Origin of the sequence: Chamaesiphon sp. VAR_48_metabat_135_sub (assembly GCF_031418915.1) — a bacterium.
GTDB lineage: Bacteria > Cyanobacteriota > Cyanobacteriia > Cyanobacteriales > Chamaesiphonaceae > Chamaesiphon.
Genome location: NZ_JANOJV010000018.1, coordinates 19,122 through 35,749, shown reverse-complemented (window position 1 = coordinate 35,749; position 16,628 = coordinate 19,122). Strand labels below are relative to the sequence as shown.

At 44.1% G+C, this 16,628-nt stretch carries 14 protein-coding genes and 1 other RNA gene; 5 read left to right on the top strand and 10 right to left on the bottom strand.

The window, feature by feature from the left end:
* The first annotated feature begins 33 nt into the window (after positions 1–33).
* Positions 34–450, top strand: coding sequence for a photosystem I reaction center subunit II (locus tag RMO55_RS00955; protein WP_310422109.1), 417 nt, complete (start codon positions 34–36; stop codon positions 448–450).
* Positions 451–603: 153 nt separating this feature from the next.
* On the opposite strand, the gene rpiA is transcribed toward RMO55_RS00955, so the two are convergent.
* From rpiA to RMO55_RS00940, 3 genes are all read right to left on the bottom strand, one after another.
* A complete protein-coding gene (rpiA, locus tag RMO55_RS00950; RefSeq protein ID WP_310422105.1) occupies positions 604–1,302 on the bottom strand; it encodes a ribose-5-phosphate isomerase RpiA in 699 nt (232 codons plus the stop codon).
* A gap of 120 nt (positions 1,303–1,422) precedes the next feature.
* Positions 1,423–1,612: non-coding RNA, 6S RNA (gene ssrS, locus RMO55_RS00945), on the bottom strand.
* A 127-nt stretch (positions 1,613–1,739) separates the two neighbouring features.
* Positions 1,740–2,633, bottom strand: a complete 894-nt coding sequence (locus RMO55_RS00940) for an LD-carboxypeptidase (protein ID WP_310422102.1) — start codon at positions 2,631–2,633, stop codon at positions 1,740–1,742.
* 185 nt (positions 2,634–2,818) lie between these two features.
* Between RMO55_RS00940 and RMO55_RS00935 the strand changes: the two genes are divergently transcribed.
* Entirely contained in the window at positions 2,819–4,726 is a 1,908-nt protein-coding gene (locus tag RMO55_RS00935) for a serine/threonine-protein phosphatase (RefSeq protein WP_310422098.1), read from the top strand.
* Between the two features lie 154 nt (positions 4,727–4,880).
* Here RMO55_RS00935 and RMO55_RS00930 read toward each other — a convergent pair whose 3' ends face one another.
* Entirely contained in the window at positions 4,881–5,990 is a 1,110-nt protein-coding gene (locus RMO55_RS00930) for a peptidylprolyl isomerase (protein WP_310422095.1), read from the bottom strand.
* Between the two features lie 163 nt (positions 5,991–6,153).
* Here RMO55_RS00930 and RMO55_RS00925 point away from each other — a divergent pair, with 163 nt between their 5' ends.
* Together RMO55_RS00925 and RMO55_RS00920 are read left to right on the top strand one after the other, a co-directional pair.
* Positions 6,154–6,432: a DUF4160 domain-containing protein gene (locus tag RMO55_RS00925; RefSeq protein ID WP_310422092.1), complete on the top strand. Its 279-nt coding sequence runs from the start codon at positions 6,154–6,156 to the stop codon at positions 6,430–6,432.
* Positions 6,419–6,874: a DUF2442 domain-containing protein gene (locus RMO55_RS00920; protein WP_310422089.1), complete on the top strand. Its 456-nt coding sequence runs from the start codon at positions 6,419–6,421 to the stop codon at positions 6,872–6,874. Before RMO55_RS00925 ends, RMO55_RS00920 begins: the two co-directional genes overlap by 14 nt.
* 423 nt (positions 6,875–7,297) lie before the next feature.
* On the opposite strand, the gene RMO55_RS00915 is transcribed toward RMO55_RS00920, so the two are convergent.
* Together RMO55_RS00915 and RMO55_RS00910 are read right to left on the bottom strand one after the other, a co-directional pair.
* On the bottom strand, positions 7,298–8,731 hold the full coding sequence (locus RMO55_RS00915) for an FAD-binding domain-containing protein (protein WP_310422086.1): 1,434 nt from the start codon (positions 8,729–8,731) through the stop codon (positions 7,298–7,300).
* A gap of 186 nt (positions 8,732–8,917) precedes the next feature.
* The gene (locus RMO55_RS00910) at positions 8,918–10,636 is read right to left on the bottom strand and encodes an AarF/ABC1/UbiB kinase family protein (RefSeq protein WP_310422083.1); all 1,719 of its coding nucleotides are present in this window, start codon (positions 10,634–10,636) and stop codon (positions 8,918–8,920) included.
* Positions 10,637–10,864: 228 nt separating this feature from the next.
* Here RMO55_RS00910 and RMO55_RS00905 point away from each other — a divergent pair, with 228 nt between their 5' ends.
* Positions 10,865–11,773 (top strand): NAD(P)-dependent oxidoreductase, encoded by a 909-nt coding sequence (locus RMO55_RS00905; protein WP_310422080.1) that lies wholly within the window; start codon positions 10,865–10,867, stop codon positions 11,771–11,773.
* Here RMO55_RS00905 and RMO55_RS00900 read toward each other — a convergent pair.
* The 4 genes from RMO55_RS00900 to RMO55_RS00885 all read right to left on the bottom strand — a co-directional run bounded on the left by RMO55_RS00900 (position 11,747) and on the right by RMO55_RS00885 (position 16,464).
* Entirely contained in the window at positions 11,747–12,163 is a 417-nt protein-coding gene (locus RMO55_RS00900; protein ID WP_310422077.1) for a secondary thiamine-phosphate synthase enzyme YjbQ, read from the bottom strand. The two genes, RMO55_RS00905 and RMO55_RS00900, sit on opposite strands and share 27 nt — an antisense overlap.
* 31 nt (positions 12,164–12,194) lie before the next feature.
* Entirely contained in the window at positions 12,195–13,283 is a 1,089-nt protein-coding gene (locus RMO55_RS00895; RefSeq protein WP_310422074.1) for a glycosyl transferase, read from the bottom strand.
* A 212-nt stretch (positions 13,284–13,495) separates the two neighbouring features.
* Complete coding sequence (locus RMO55_RS00890; protein WP_310422071.1) at positions 13,496–14,644, bottom strand: aminotransferase class V-fold PLP-dependent enzyme; 1,149 nt, start codon at positions 14,642–14,644, stop codon at positions 13,496–13,498.
* A 176-nt stretch (positions 14,645–14,820) separates the two neighbouring features.
* A complete protein-coding gene (locus RMO55_RS00885; RefSeq protein ID WP_310422069.1) occupies positions 14,821–16,464 on the bottom strand; it encodes a serine/threonine-protein kinase in 1,644 nt (547 codons plus the stop codon).
* Between the last annotated feature and the right edge of the window lie 164 nt (positions 16,465–16,628).

The window sequence follows — 16,628 nt, the reverse complement described above, 5'->3', positions numbered from 1 at the left end:
AATATTCCCTAAAACCCTACAACTAGCAGTTTTATGGCAGATAAACTAACTGGCACAACACCGATTTTTGGTGGCAGCACTGGTGGCTTACTCAGCAAAGCCGATGTAGAAGAAAAATACGGAATTACTTGGACTAGTCCTAAGCAACAAGTATTTGAAATGCCTACTGGCGGTGCAGCGACAATGGTATCTGGGGAAAACCTCTTATACTTGGCTCGGAAAGAGCAGTGTCTCGCGCTTGGTACTCAATTACGTAAGTTCAAAATCACCGATTACAAAGTCTACCGTGTTACCCCTAAAGGTGACACGACATTACTCCATCCCAATGATGGTGTATTTCCTGAGAAAGTGAATGCTGGACGGGAAGCTGTTGGTAGTGTAGCTCGGAACATCGGTAGCAATCCCGATCCTTCTAAGATTAAGTTCACTGGCAAAAAAGCCTACGACTAGATTTACCTAGTTTTAGCAAATATTATGGATGAGGTGTTAACTCTATGTTAACACCTCGTTTGTTTTGCATATAGGCTCTAGGTATTAAGCTGGGGAGGGGTTGCTGAAATGGAGAATTAAACCTCTAATACTGCTATTCCTAACACCTAATATCTACATTTCCTTGATGATGACTTTATCGCCCTGAACTTCGCCAACTAACACTAAGTCTGTTACGCCGACAAAAAGACCGTTTTCCAGCACGCCAGGAATATTATTGAGGGTCTTTTCTAACTCGGCGGGATTATCGATCGAGTCGAATTTCACATCAATTACTAAGTTACCCTGATCGGTGACAACTGGGCCAGCTTTTTTAATACCCATCCGCAGTTGGGGTTTGCCGCCGAGTTTTTCAATCGCTTGCATGACTGGAGTCACCGCCATTGGAATGACTTCTACAGGCAGCAGGAAAGTGCTTCCAAGTTTATCTACGAGTTTGGTATTGTCTACGACTACGATAAACTGCGCTGCCAGCGCATCAATGACTTTCTCCTGAGTGTGAGCCGCACCACCACCTTTGATCAGATTCTTTTGAGGATCTACTTCATCGGCACCATCGATCGCGATATCAATGCGATCGACTTCATCTAGAGTAGTTAGGGGAATACCATGCTGTTTCGCCAAAACTCTGGCTTGGAAAGAAGTGGGAATCCCTTTGACATTGGTAATTTCGCCAGCAGCCAATCGTTTGCCGATGTACTCGATCGCAAACGCAGTTGTCGAACCAGTACCCAATCCCACGATCGAATTAGACTGTACTCTCGCCGCAGCAGCCTTTCCGACTTCCTGCTTCATCAAATCTTGTGGTGTCATTATTTGCTTAATCTCATCCAATATCTTCGGATACCACTTTATCAGTAAAACTAATCCCGAATCCCGATTCACAACAAAACCCCCAGCATAAATACTAGAGGTTCTGGTTCTCAAAAATTTAGGTCAACCGCAACGCCGTCTTACCTCAGTTTATGACCTGGTTAAAACCAGGTGGGTACCGGAAGTTCGCGCATAAAGTTTCTGGATACAAAAGTCCAGTCTACTGCCGCTAGAACAACATTAGTTCCCGTAAAAAATTCAAGCATAGATCAAAAAACGTTATTGGCAGTCACCAACGTCGCAGCCAGACCATAACCACCATGATAGCCTAAGTTTTTAGTTCTGAATAGAGGGTAGGAAAGGGTAAAGGGTAAATGGGAAAGGTTTAACTTAATTTACCATCTACATATCCACCATCCACTATTCACTAGGTTAAATTAGCACTTGAGTTGACCTGTATTCCCATCTAGAATTGCCTCAACTCCGACTGGTAGTGCAGCATTACAGCCGTCATGTCCGAAGGGGAGATTGGCGACAATGGGAATCTGAAGATCGGTGAGTCGATCGCGTAGCACTTCCGCCACTGTAAAGCTAGAGATCCCTTCAGGAGCATCGCATTGACTAAATCGACCGATCGCAATACCTGCAAGCTTTGACAAGGCTCCAGTGAGCCGCCAGTGGGTGAGTAATCGATCGATCCGATAGGGAGCTTCAGTGACATCTTCGATCGCCAAAATTGCCGCAGTTAAATCTGGTTGAAATGGAGTACCAAGTAGATGGGTAGCTACTGTCAGATTGCACGGTAATAATCGACCTGTCGCCACTCCCCCCACCCAACTATCGCCTTGAAGCGGTGAGAGCGGTTGTCCAGTCACTAACCCAAATAGTCGATCGTGCGACCAGTCAGGTTCATCTGCTAGAGTGGTCAATAATGGCCCATGTATCCCGACAATCCCCACTCGATCGAGACTCCACAGCAATGCCGTAATATCTGAAAATCCGATTAACCATTTGGGTTCAGCAATCGAAGTCCACTGCCAATTTTCCAATAGCCGCATCCCGCCATAACCGCCGCGCACGCATAGAATTGCCCGACAGTTGGGATCTTCCCAAGCAGCGGCTAATTGGGAGCGTCGAGCCACATCAGTTCCTGCGAGATAGCCCCAACCTTCCGTGACTCGATCGGCTACTTCTACCCGATAACCGCGATCTCGCCAAATCTGGATACCTCGATCGAGTGCAGCTCGTTCCCTTAATCTCCCACTAGGTGCAATGACCTGTAACAAATCTCCACTTTTGAGGGGTAAAGGTGTTCGATTTGGGTGAATCATGGGTACTTATAAGATTGGGCCGATTTATTTTTATAGATTATAGAGACTCGCACGCGATCGCAGGTTAAAATTTGGATTGACTGCATTGCGGTTCTCAAAATCTGCCGACCGAAATTACCTCAAGCAATACACCTGACTTGCCATGATAGCGCAAACTATCGGCTGACTGGAGCACCCCGAACCCCATGACCAACCAACTAGAGGCAAAAATCGTCTGCCAAAACCCTGAATGTCAGGCTCCTAATCCAGTGAGTCATAATTTTTGTGCTCATTGTCGGACAGCTATCCCCAAAGTTTACTTGTGGACTGTGGGCGAAGATGCGCTCAGTTTAAAAATCGGTCAGACGTTGGCGAATAACCGCTATATCGTCGTTAATAATCGGGTATTGTTGGACACTAAACCAGGCTGGCAACCAGAAGTGGTCGAGAAAGTAACAGAAGCGATCGAACCTTACCTCCGGTTAGTTGGACACCGTCCTCACATTCCCCAAGTTTATGGATCGATTCCACTCAATCGATCGGGGCGACGTAGTAGCACGATCTGGTTGCTGGAAAAAGCACCGATTTATAGCGAGGGTTTGGGCGCGGCATTTGCGGGTAAAGTGATGCCCGAAATTACTGAAAGTTGGAAAACAGCGGGATCGATGCGCCAACTCAATTGGCTGTGGCAAATCGCCAATCTCTGGGACTCGATGCAGGTTGAAGGCGTAAGTCGGACGTTGCTCAATCCAGAATTATTACGGGTTGAAGGTGGACTGTTACGGGTCATCGAGTTGATGCCCAATGGAGCTAATCCACCCAAATTATCCGAACTGGGTAAAATCTGGAAACTGTGGCAAAAGCAGGCTCGGATTGGCATTGCCCAAATCTTGGAGAAAGTCTGCATTCAATTAGTCAAAGAAGAAATTACGACAGCAACGCAGTTAATTGCCATGCTAGATGAAGCACTGCGAACTGTCGGTCAAAAACAATTTCTCAATTGTAATTATCTTGCCCTCAGTCATACTGGCCCGACCAGAGAACAGAATGAAGATGCTTGTTATCCAGCCAGTGGCTCGCCACTGTATCAAAACACTGGCTACGATCTCAGTCTAGCGATCGTCTGCGATGGAGTCGGCGGGCATCAAGGTGGAGAAGTAGCTTCCGCTTTGGCGATCGATACCATTCATCGGCGGATCGAAAACGTCCTCAACAAACCCGAAAATCGCTATCCTGATAGTATTACGATTCAAATCGAAAATTCTACCTGTGTTGCCAACGACCAAATTAGTCTCCGCAATGACAGCGAAAATCGCCAAGAACGCGAGCGAATGGGGACGACAATGGTAATGAGCCTGATCTACGGCCATGAGGCTTATATCGCCCATATTGGCGATAGTCGGGTCTATCGGATTACGCGCACTGGTTGTCATCAAATGACCTTAGATGACGATCTGGCAACACGGGAAGTCCGACTCAGCGGCGTTTTATATCGGGAAGCCTTGGGCATGAATAGTTCTGGTTCGTTATTTCAAGCCTTGGGGATGAATTCTTCGACAGCACTCCATCCAAATATCCGCAGAACGATCGTTGATGAAGAATGTATTTTCCTGCTATGTTCTGATGGAGTCAGCGATCGCGATCGAGTAGTTCAGTACTGGCAAACCGAGATTTTGCCCGTACTAGAAGGCAAGGTAGATCTGGCAACGGCTTGTCAGCGCACGATCAACATGGCAAATACGCAGAATGGACATGATAACGCCACAATTGCACTCGTTCACTGTCAAGTAAAACAACCAATTGAAGCCGGACAAAGCACTGTGCTCCAGGATCTCCGCAATGACACTGTTCCTTTCGTTCATTCTGACACTTTATTGCTCAGTAGTCCCGAAACTAACAGTGGCGATATCGAACGTCAGCGGATCTATGCTGAGAAAGGATCGAAGCAGCCAGACACTAATAGCAAAAAACCCTTGGTATTAGGAGCAGTTGTCTCGATCATTTTAATGGCAATTGTTGCTGGCAGTTTGTTACTAGCTCAGGGTAAATCTACTTCTCCATCACCAGCAGCCACACCCAGCACAGTTGTTAGTCCTAATGATGGTTCAAACTAAGGCGTTGCTGAATTCAGGGATGAACGAGATCGAGAAGCTTCAGAGAGAGAAACGCTAATTTTTCTCAGAAGTACAAGACCGTATATCGATTCAGCAACGCCCAAAATAATTGAGATTGGGAGCTAATTTTGGATTTTTGATTCAAAATTGCGCATCAAGTCTCCCTCGCTGATACCTTCAATAAATCTGCACCCTCAATCACTTTTGCAGATTCAATTTTGTCATTGGCTTTAAGTTGTCCGAGCACTTCCTGTCCCGAAGTTACATAACCAAATACAGTGTAGCGTCCATCGAGAAGATTACGTCCGGCTGGAGTCAATTCTGGCTCGAATAGAAAGAAAAAGAATTGAGACGAACCACCATTAGGATCGGCATCGGAACGAGCCATCGCGACAGCACCATAGGAGGAGAAAGGTAAAACTGGCTCCTCACGGAATCGTCCAGCGTCTTCCATCGTAATGCCATACATTGGCTCTTTATCGCCTTTGACCATTACTTCCAATGGCAACGCCCGATATTTTTTGGTTTTGGGATCGATGAAACCCACCTCATCGCCGGGAGGATCGCCAATTTGGAGGACATAATCATTCTCGGCGCGGGTGAAAGCGAGATTATTATAAAATCCCCGTTGGACGAGATCGACAAAATTACCCGCCGTTACTGGAGCACTATAGCCATCTACGATTAGGTTAATATCGCCTTTGGTAGTCTTGAGCGCGATCGTCGCCCGACCTTGGAGTTGTGGTATATTGCTATATTCTGCTGGCACTGTATAGGGAAAACCAGTCACCATTGCAGCTTCGAGCGTACCAATTTTCGCTAGAGCCTGAGCGCGTTCGACTTGAACCTGTGGCTTATCCTTGGCTTCCGTTGAAATAGCTAGAGCATCAACACTAGTCTGAATCTCGTTAATTAAAGTCTGTGCTTGCGCTTGCTTCGCTTCTGGCACACTTTTCAAGATGTCGGCTTGCTTAGTTTTCAATACCGCAGCAGCTTTCTTGACATCCCCACTAATCGAACTCCACTGTTTCCCCCGCAGATGGTTTGAAATATCTTCCAAACTATTCTGAAGTTCCCGCACTGGTTTATTATCGATCGGGAGTGCATATCGCAAGATCGCCTGTCCGTCAGTAATCGCATTACCCGATGGTAGTAGAGTTGCAGCATTAACTCCTGCCGATAAACTGAGGATCAGCATGGTTGCTATCCCAGTCTGTAACCATTGTCGCCAGCGACTAAATATAGAATTTTTGCCCGTTTGCATCTCTAAAAAAAGTTGATATAATCCTCCCCTTATCTTGCCACATCACCGCCCCCGTCAGCTCTGGGATTTCACATGGAGATCGAGTTCTGTACTATTTTCGACTTTTCGCCCTATGATAATAAATATTTGAAAAAACCTAACGAATAGGTTAAAATACGATCGTATGCCACAAGTCTTATCCGATCCGCAGAGTAATCTATTCGTTTATATTTTTACCAACGACCACCAGCCAGCGCATGTTCATGTTTTCAAAGGTCGGAAGCGTGGTTCGAGAACAGGGTACATTAAAATTAATATTGGCTCCACTGTAGAGCCTCCATCTTTAGTTAAAATCACAGCTAAAGATGTTAGAAATAAAGATATTATCAATGCATTAAATCTAGCCGCAGACCATCAAGAGTATTTAATAGAAATATGGAATGAATATCATGGCAACAAATAAATGGCAACACTTATTAACAGAAGAAAATTTATCATCTCAAATTGAAGCCGCTAGAGCAGAAGGAGAACGAGCTAATCAAACTGAACCACGCGCTCGATCTGCTTGTTACTTACCTCAAGACAATATTATCTCGATCGAGTTAACTAATAATGCGATCTTCAGCTTTCCACCAGAACTCGCTCAAGGACTTGCAGATGCATCCCCTAAAGCTCTCGCCGATTTCTGGATGCCTAGCTCTGGCGATAGTATTCACTGGGATTCATTAGGTGTCAGCTTTAGTATTCCAGCTCTACTAATCGGTATTTTTGGAACTAAAAATTGGATGTCACAATTAGGCGCAGCAGGTGGCAAAGTTTCATCACCTGCTAAAGCTCTTTCGTCTCGTGAGAACGGCAAAAAAGGTGGTCGTCCTCGAAAACTAATCCAAAACACTTCTTCATAAATTAAATAACCTTAATAGTTATGCTCACTCGATCGATAGAAGCGATGCCGATCTCAGTCAAAGGTTTGAATTATGTGCCTGGATTTCAGCAATTCCAAATTCAAACCTATTCCCATATGTCGTAGATGGCGGGTGTCTTGTCGTTTTTTTATGCGGGGGTTCCCCCCGCATAAAAACGCCGCGTGATGCTAGAAATCCTCGCAACGCACCATTAATGGCGAAACGAACCCGCCCAACCCCACCAGCAACAATCAATTAAATGTTGTAGTCTTTTAGTCCTTGCTGGTGAATCACGTTACAATTGGCAACATGCCATTTCTGCTCGCAAGAGTGACAAGTTTTGTGGAAGGTCTTGGCCACGAGGTCGCCGAGTATCACTCACCTTCAGTACAGTTATTTCATAGAATATTAGGGCAAATCTCCCTACACAGAACCTTTGACACTGGCATACAATTCTTTGAATAGCCGCTGTTGGACGCTATGATCGACGATCGGTAGCGGATAGCCTACCTGATGGCGAGTTAGTGGTAAAAGATCGCCAGTGAGAATCATTTTGGTATCTACAGATTTTAACTCTGGCACCCATTGACGAATATAATCAGCTTCAGCGTCAAATTTTTGGGCTTGAGTATAGGGGTTAAAAATCCGCAATGGTTTGGGGTCCATCCCACTCGATGCGCTCCATTGCCAACCGCCATTATTCGCTGCTAAATCTCCATCGATGAGGGTTTGCATGAAATATTTCTCGCCCCATTGCCAGTTAATAATTAAGTCTTTAGTCAGGAAACTAGCCACAATCATTCGACAGCGATTGTGCATCCAGCCAGTTTGATTGAGTTGGCGCATGGCGGCATCGACAATCGGATAGCCCGTTTTGCCTTCACACCAGGCTTTAAAGTGAGTTTCGTTATTTGTCCAGGGAAACTGTTTAAAGTGGTCGCGGTAAGCTCCCTGGGCTAGGCTGGGGAAATGATAGAGGGCTTGTTGATAAAACTCTCGCCATGCTAATTCTTGTTGCCAGGTGGTAATCCCCGCACGCGCTTCGTCGCTCCTGGTTTCATTCATAGCTTCGGTTGTCGCAGCCCAGACAGTACGAATTCCAATTGTCCCAAATTTGAGGGCGGCACTCATGCCGGAGGTGCCAGAGATTGCCGGATAATTACGTTGTTCGTCGTAATTGAAGATCGATTTGCGGCAGAATGTTTCTAGCTGTTGTTGGGCTGCATTGGTACCTGGCTCGAAAATTAGCGGCTCTTCCCACGTAAATCCTAGTTCCGCAGCGGTAGGGAGGTTAATTGTTGGTAGTTGTGTCAGAGCCTGTTTTTCGGCGGGGGTTAATTCGCTCGCTGGTAGTTTGACGGCTACTGGGGCTGGCTTGGGTTGACTATTCCAGTTCCGCCAAAAGGGTGTGTAGACTGAGTAGGGCTGTTTATTGCCCGTTCTAATGGTGGTAGGATCGTGAAGCAGCCGATCCCAATTGGTGTGGATTTGGATATTTTGGGCTTCTAAGGCTGTAGTTACTCGAAGATCGCGAGTTTGGGAATATGGTTCGACATCGTGATGCCAGTATACTGCTCTAGCTTGTAGAGTACTAGCTAATTGGGGGATTCGATCGACTGGATCTCCATCGACAAATAATAATTGACTACCTGCTTTGGTATAATCCTCGGCGAGAGCTTTCAAGCAGCCTAACATGTATACAATTCTGGCTGGCGCAATGTCGTCGCGGGAAAGGATTGCTCGATCGACACAAAATACCCCAATCACTCTAGCATTGGTGCGACATGCTTGCGATAAACCAATGCTATCGGAAATTCTTAAATCGTTGCGATGCCAAAATAAAACGAGATCGGACATTAAAATTAAGTCGTATCTAAAAAATCAGTAGGGGTAATTAATGCATTGCCCCTACTGATTTTAGCTCATTTAGCCGATCGAGTTATTTACCCTTTCCCACTCAAGAAATAGACGATCTCGATTCACCATCTGTCCATTCACCCACTGCCCTAGATGTCTAATTTGAAACTGGGAAAGGAGTAAGTTTTACTTACGACTATTTGTGAGGGAACCAAATAAAGAATTGACACCCGCAGTAGAAAGATCGCCAATTGCTTTAGGGAGATTTTCAGCGAAAGCACTGAAAGCAATATTTAATAGTTTAGCTGGCTCTAATTCCTCTCTCACCAAAGCCCACAACTGTTGAACTTCTGACAGGTGGAGACGATTATCTTCTGTCAATGCCATCACAAGCTGATTGCGAAGAGATTTTCCTTCCGCAGACATCAGAAATTGGAAACCCAATTGTGCCGTAGGTAGAAGATCGAAGTTGCTATCACTACGAGCAATACCGATCATATTTTCCAGCCGTTCCCACTGCAATTTACCATCTTTGATGATGACTTCAACCAGTCGCCGACGCATTTCGGGAGTCTCACTATTAAGTAATCTTTGCGCGACGTAAGGATAGCCAATTTCGACAATCTTAAATTCGGGATTGAGGCTCAGAGCTACACCTTCTTGGGTGACGAGGGAACGAATAATCAGTGAAAATTGAGCGGGGATGCGGAAGGGATATTCAAACATCAAGCCCGAAAATTCATCAGTGACGGTTTTGAAGTTGAAATTTCCAACGCTTTCACCCATTGCATTCCCTAGTACTTTCTCTAGAGCTGGAATGATTGGGGAAATATCGATGTCAGGAGTTAAGAATCCCAGTTTGACAAAATCATCAGTAAGCGAGAGATAATCTTTGTTAATTAAGTGAACCACCGATCCGGCGATCGTTTCTTTGGTATGCTGGGTCAGTTGATCCATCATCCCAAAATCAATAAATGCCATCCGTCCATCTGCCATCGCAAATAGATTACCAGGATGAGGATCTGCATGAAAGAAACCAAATTCTAATAGCTGTCTCATCCCCGACGTGACACCCGCCTTAATCAGTTTATCTCGATCGAGTCCAGCTTTTTGAATCCCTTCTAAATCGGTAAGCTTAATTCCATCAATCCACTCTAGAGTGAGTACTGTGTGACTACTGTATCTCCAATAAATCGATGGAACTTTAACAGTAGGATCGTCTTGGAAGTTAGCAGCAAATTTCTCAGCATTGCGCCCTTCATTCTGATAGTCGATTTCTTCAAATAATTTAGTCCCGAACTCATCAACTACAATCGTGAGATTATCACCTAAATTCAGTGGTAGTAAAGGTTTAATCCAAGTAGAAGCCCACCGCAGCAGGTATAAGTCGCGAGTGATGACTGGCAGTAGGTTAGGGCGTTGGACTTTTACAGCGACTTCTTCGCCACTATATAGTCTAGCTTTGTAAACCTGACCTAAACTAGCCGCAGCAACCGGACGAGGCGAAATTTCTTTGTATAATTCTTCTACAGACTTTTTGAGTTGAGACTCGATAATCTGCATCGCCAACTCATTATCAAACGGTGGGAGCTGATCTTGTAGCTTAATTAATTCATCTAAGAAGTCTTGTCTGATTAAATCGGGGCGAGTCGAGAGTGCTTGTCCGACTTTAATATAAGTAGGGCCTAAATGTGTTAGAATCTCGCGGAGTTGACTCGCTCGATCGTATTTATTTGCTTCAATATTTCCGACAGATCGATCGAGTAGCAAACCAATCAAGAATCCTGCGAACAGCCAGACTATAGTTATTGCCCGCCAGATGACTAGCCACGGACGTTTATTATAGTAACTAGCAATCGCTTGGGGATTGTAACGGCGCAGTTGGGCAAGTTGTTGCTGGCTCACGTTGGGAAATTTGCTCCTACTCGATCGAGTTGTACTCTCATAATTATTGAGTGATAACGTTAACTTTCGTTACGCTATTCCTTATTATCTTAACTTTTCGACTCAGTAAAGATAAATTCTCCTTAACATTAGTATACAAAAATACAGATTCACTTGCGATCGGGCGATAACCGAACCTAGAGTTAGCTAGAGTGGAAATTGTCCCAAAAGCTTAATATTTTCTTAACTATGCCGAAAATCTTGATTACTGGTGCGAGTGGCTTTCTGGGCTGGAATTTGTGCCAACTTGCTCGTGCAGAATGGGAAGTATATGGTACTTATTATCAACAGTCGATCGAGATTCCAAATGTTAATATAGATCGGCTCGATCTTACGAGTTTAGATCTGCTAAAAGCGGAGATCGATAGAATTGCACCAGATGCGATAATTCATACTGCGGCTGCTTCTAAACCAAATTTTTGTCAACAGTATCCAGAGCTATCTTATCAAATTAATGTGTCGGCATCTCAACTACTAGCCAAAATTTGTGCCGATGCAAAGATTCCCTTTGTCTTTACCTCTACCGATCTAGTTTTTGATGGTACTAAGCCACCTTATCTAGAAACAGATCCAGTCTCACCAATTAATATCTATGGCGAACAAAAAGTAGCTGCCGAATGTGATATTTTAACTACTTACGATCGAGCTACTGTCTGTCGAATGCCATTGATGTTTGGGATGGCACCACCGACAGCTACTAGTTTTATCCAGCCTTGGATTAAAGCGTTATATTCTCAGCAAAAGCTGGGATTATTTATCGATGAATTTCGCACGCCAGTGAGTGCAAGAACTGCCGCTCAGGGCTTATTAATGATGTTGCAATCATCTACGTCAGGGATTATTAACTTAGGCGGCAAAGAACGCATCTCTCGCTATGATTTTGGTAAGTTGCTTGCAGAAGTGTTTGAATTCGATCTAGCTCTAGTATCGCCAATATATCAGCAAGACTTGGTGATGGCAGCTCCCAGGGCGGCAGATGTTTCTCTAGACAGTACGAAAGCGATCTCGTTAGGCTATGGTTTACCACCACTCAGACAAGAATTAGAATTAATTAAGCAAATGACCACTCATCTAGTCACCACTAATATGCACGACTAGTTCGCGATTGTAACGGTGTTGACGATGCTCCCACAGATAGATTCCTTGCCATGTCCCCAAGACTAAATTACCTCGCATGATGGGAATCTGTTCGGATGTGTGGGTAAGTGCTGTCCGAATGTGTGCGGGCATATCGTCTTTCCCTTCAGCAGAATGAATGTATTTCTCGTCTTCAGGTACTAACTTAGCAAGGAAGTTCGCCAGATCGATTAATACGTCAGGATCGGCGTTTTCTTGAATTACTAAACTTGCAGAGGTATGCCGCAGAAAGAGGGTACATAATCCGGTATTAACTCCTGATTCAGTGACAATACGATTTATCTGGGAAGTGATTTTAACAAAGGATTTGGGTGTACTGGGAATAGTCAGAAGTTTTTGGTAATGAGCCATAGTTACATTAGTTAAAAATTGAAAATTGATTCTAAACTGATTGACCACCTAAATAATTAACGATCGATCTCGCAATAAAATCATTCCCATCTGTTGCCAACTTAAGATTAATTCTAGGTGGCTGTAAAGATTGATTTAGAAAATCCCAGTTAGTGTTGAAAAATTGGTCGGGGCTAATCACTTGATGATAGCCATAATCTTGCATTCCATTGAGGATCACTTCGGCTTCAGCAAAGCCAGCGCGGGTAAGTGAGACAATGGGAATATCTAATTTCAAAGCTTCTGCATAGGTTGAATAACCTGGCTTTGAGACAACTCGATCGCACAATGGCATAAAATCAACCGGACGATAAGCTCGATCTAGGACTTTAATGAGATTGGGTAAATCTGGCGCAGTGCGATCGAGTGTGATAAATTGAAGCTCTGGAAACTGACTGACATTCTGATAAGGAATTGCATCTAAACTCAATCCGCCAAATGTGAGTAATATCGTTCCATTTTTAGGCTGAATTAGATTAAACTTATCTCGGAGTTCCTCTAGTGGATATTTAGGATCTCCACCAGTCAAACCCACATCTTCAATAATAGGAAATCGTTCCATTGACTCATGCAATGGAACGCGAAATAATCGATCGCATAGTCCATAACATTCACTAATCCAGTCGCTAATGGACTTAAATCGATCGCCCCAATCTTGGTAAATAAAATCCCACCCAAAATTACCCGACATCCAACAGGGAACACCTAATTGCTTGGCTATTAATGTTGTCAATGGCGGCGCATCGCCAAAGACTAAATCTACACCATGCTCTTGACAAAATGCCACTTCTTGGGCAATTATTTCGTCCTTTTTAGAAAGGATATTTTGCCATCGAACTAATGTTGCATCCAGATCCATCTTCAGACTATCCGCCTGAACTACTCCCACATCAAAACTGCGCTGACGATAGATAAAATCTCCATCGATATAACATTCCAATAACCATCTTGGTGCGGTAGTTACCACAATCAACTTAATTGATGGTAATAGCTGTTGGAGATGTCCAGCAATCGAAGCAGTCCTTGCAGCATGACCGAAACCATGATCGGTAATGGCAATATAAATCGTAGGATTTGACATGGGTAATCTAGTGTGAGGCTAAATTAAGTAGTGGAGCAAGTGGGGAGAAAGAAAGGGTAAAAGTTATTAAGTTGAAATTAATTAGATCGCCCCATTTGAATTTCTAGCAGCAACATTAACCTGTAGGCGCGTTGCTCTACTTGTACTGAGCCTGTGGAAGTATGCCCGCCTTAGGGTTAGGCATCTCACGTAGGATTGCTATAAATCGATATCTACGTCAGCTTAGTTAAACATTGAACTAACTCATCGATCTCAGCAGTAGTAGTAAAATAATGAGTACAAGCACGAATGCAATCGGGATCGACAATCGTGCGAAGATAAAAACCTGCTTGTTCTAATGATTGAACTAATTTACCATGATTTCTCGACCCAACCTGAAAAGAGACTAAACCCGATCGAGGAGCGGTATGATTCAGACATTTAATCTCTGGTAATCGTTGTAAACTTTCCCATAGATAAGTGGCTAAACTAACAATTTTAGTAGCTCGGTCGATCGCACTACCCCAATCTTGATGGATCTTAATTGCCGCACGCAATCCAGCATATAGAGGATAGGCAGATGTCGCAACTTCATAACGACGAGCATCACCAATTAGTGGTAAATCTGGCTGACTATAATCCAAACTCCGCCAACCAATAAATGTTGGGGCTAAACTGTTCATTGCATTGGGATGAATATACAATCCTCCCACACCTTCAGGCCCACACCACCATTTATGTCCGGTAAATGCATAAAAATCTATCCCCAACTCATCTAACTTTAGTGGTAATAAACCCACCGATTGAGCCGCATCTACTAAGATCCGAATCTGTCGATCTGCATCTGGATATTGGCGAATACCAGCAGAAATTTCAGCTAAAGGTAATACTTGTCCGGTATTCCAGAGTACATGACTGAGTACGACTAATCGAGTTTGCGGTTTTAACTGCGCCGTAACTACAGCGACAGGATCGCCAGTATTTAAAGTAGCCTGAATCGGAAAGATATCCACGATTACTTGAAAGCGGCGACAAATCTCTTGAATACTCGCAATTACGCCAGGATGTTCGCAGTCAGAGAGGAGAATTCGATCGCCAGGTTGCCAATCTAGACCCCATAACGCAATATTACAACCAACAGTGACATTTTCAGTCAGGGCGATCGACTGTGCGGTTACACCCAGATCCAAAGCGATCGCCTGACGGGTCAAATTTGACTCTCTCACCACCAATTCGCTCGTTTTGAGTCCAAATGGCCCTGCCGATTGGATCTGCTGATAGCCAGCTAGAATCGCGTCTAAGGCAGCTTGTGGCATCGGCCCTTGTCCACCATAGTTAAAGTATGCTTTATTTGTTAATGCGGGAAATTGGTGACGATTCATTGAAGGAGAGTAAAGGGTAAAGCGATTCGCGCTCGTCGGGTTCGCCGACGGTTTGCGACTGAAATCGCGCTGAGGTTCCCTCAGCGTGCGTTTCAGTCAAGACAGCGGCTCGCGCTCCTCGGCTTTGCCGAGGGTTTAGCGAGACAAGACAACGAATCAAGACAGGGTGAAAATTGCTACTTCAGTTCAAAATTCTGGAAACTACCCTTGGAGTAGTTATCCAGCTTGATCTCTTTAATTGTTTTTCCAAGTCGTTTGTACAGAACTTCTTTTACCTCTAAACCAGCACATTGTCTCCGCATTCCAACGATAATAAGTTTTCTTTGGATCGAATTGGCTGGATTGTTTCGTCCGCAGTTATTAGTTGAAAATTGACCCAGGTTGACAACTGGATATTCCTTAACATCAAATAATGGCTTGACAATTTTAGATTGAATCGCGATCGCTCGACGTAGCGCGCGATTCTCTTCTTCTTTATCACTTCCTTCACAAGAAGCCATGCCAAGAGCAATAATTCGGTTGGGATTTTGCATGATATCAAGAATACTTTTTTTCTCTACACCCTTATCTTTTTTTTCTAACTTTTCTTTGAGCACAGAAATTGGTACAGATTCAGTCTTGCCATTAAGCCTAACTTCACTGTCCGAACCTAATTGCCATTCATATTCATCGCTCAATATTGCCATGTTAATTTCCGCCGAGCCGCCACGACTATCTCCGACAGGCAAGAATGGATAGTAAGTAACAGTTCCAATCTTTTCAGGTGTCTGGAATTTTAATGATAGCAGCGGTAGGGGACAGGTTCTGTTGTGTCCACCCAATTGGCACTCGATTTTATCTCTATTTGTATAAGCAACTAATCCAGTGGTGACGATCGATAAAATAGCCGCACCAACGATCGCTTTCAATCGCCAGTTATTCACAGGTGGGGAAGCTAATGCGGCAATAATACAGGCAATAGATTGATGGCGATCTTGAACCTCATTCATTAACATTCGATCGATCGCCCCAGCTAATCGATCGCTAATCGATCTTTCTTGAGTAACTAATTCCTGTCGCCAAGTCCATTTATTAGCCATAAAATCGTACAGTCGATCGGGATTGATATCTGTCAGCAAATGGATGCAGGTAGCCCCCAGCGCGTAGATATCACTAGCTGGATAAGCCACCCCAGCACGGATCTGTTCTGGTGGCGCATAGCCCATCGTACCGCCAGTTGTCCCCCGCGACATCACCGTACTATTGAGATGTTTGGACATCCCAAAATCGATGATTACCAATTCACCATTATTACGTCGCATGATATTTTCTGGCTTAATATCGCGGTGAATCACGCCTCGATCGTGAACGAATTTTAGAATTGGTAATATATCATTTAATAACTGGAGAATTTTAGTTTCTGAATATGCACCATGTTCGTGTAATTCCTTGAGCAAATTTTGTCCGTCGATAAACTCTTGGATTAGATAAAATCTTCGCTCCTGTTCTAAGTAAGCAAAAAGCTGCGGGATTTGATTTGATTCATTGCCCAACCGATCTAATTGTGCCCCTTCCCGCTGAAATAACTCGATCGATTTTTCAAAAGCTTCAGGATCGTCTAATACCTGCGGTGCTGGGAAAAACTGTTTGATGACACAGCGTTTTTCTTCTGGCATATCTGTATCGATTGCTAAAAAATTTCGACTCATCCCGCCACTATCGAGAAAACTAATCGCTCGATAGCGATCTTTCAGTAGTAACTGACTACCACAAGCTTTGCAAATTTTTTCCTCACGATGATTCTGTGGCTGAGGGCAATTAGGATTAAGGCAGTAGCTCATGGCTGCGATCGATGAAGAGGCAATAAGTGAATTTTAGTTCAATGCTACAGACAAGATTGCTAAACGATCCAGTAATTTATTGATAATCTGCCTTAATTGTAGCTAAAATAGTGGAATTACATATCATAATTATCCAGCAAGTAAAACAGATTTCAGAGATCGCG